Annotated in this window: 1 protein-coding gene; it reads right to left on the bottom strand. The window is 44.6% G+C overall.

Annotated elements, in window-relative coordinates; all coding sequences use genetic code 11:
- Window positions 1-375 precede the first annotated feature (375 nt).
- Window positions 376-1020, bottom strand: a 645-nt coding sequence (gloB, locus tag A3729_RS29775) for a hydroxyacylglutathione hydrolase (RefSeq protein WP_068634573.1), incomplete at its 5' end; no start/stop codon positions are given.

The raw sequence follows: 1020 nt of genomic DNA, 5'->3' as shown, positions 1-1020 counted from the left end.
CCACTTTCTTGAGTATTTGAGATTTGTTCGCTTACTTGAGTGTTTTCCTTGCTCTCAATGTCGGGGGTAGGTTCGCTTTTGTTTGATGTTGTGTTGCTGGAAACTGACGGCACCGAGCTAGGGGGGGCAAGCTGTCCGCGCGACGAATCAAAGCTCGCGCAAGCGTTAATAAGCAAAAGTAGAACTATAAGAGGAAAATGACGCATATCGATTGGGTGGCTATTTTACTGCTGCGAGAAAAGGAACACATTTTGTTAGGCGTTAAGCAAGTTTTCCCGCCCAGTCTATGAAGTAGGGGCTTTAGGGTCAACTGCTTGGAGCTAAATAATTAGTAACAAATTTAACTCTGTAAGTGCTAACCCGTTGTTACTATGGTCAGAACTGATCTTTCGCGAGCCTTGTTGCGGCAAAAATATCTGGCTCACAGCTATTCGTATTGGGGAATAGTTGTTTAACATTCGAAGCTAAGGCTGGATCGTTGCTTCTAAAAAACGGGTTTATCTCCAGTTCTGTTTTTAGTGTGGAGGGGATAGTGGATAAGCCACGCTTACGCAAATCGGTGGCTTCTACTAAGTAGTTTTGTAGTGCCTGGTTGTCTGGCATTAGACTCAGTGCAAAATCTAGATTGGCTAATGTATATTCGTGTGCACAGAAGATGCGTGTCGTCTTCGGTAGTAAGCGGATTTTTCCAAGCGAGTTATACATTTGTTCAGCACTGCCTTCGAATAAGCGACCGCAACCACCTGAGAATAGTGTGTCCCCACAAAACAATGCGTCTAGTTGTTCGCAATAGTAGGCATTATGATCAAGCGTATGACCCGGAACGTCGAGGCTTTTGAATTGTAAGCCAAGTAAGCTGATCGCTTCGCCTTCAGACAGTTGCTCATCGATACCTTCAACTTTTGAGTGAGATGAGCCGAAGCTTTTACAGTCATATTGATCTTTAAGTTTTGCCAAGCCTCCCGTGTGATCAGGGTGGTGGTGAGTGATAAGAATTGCTACTAGGTCTAGCCCTTGTGA

The organism is Oleiphilus sp. HI0043 (assembly GCF_001634935.1).
Note: the sequence above shows the minus strand (reverse complement) of the source record. Positions and strands in the feature narration are given on the sequence as shown.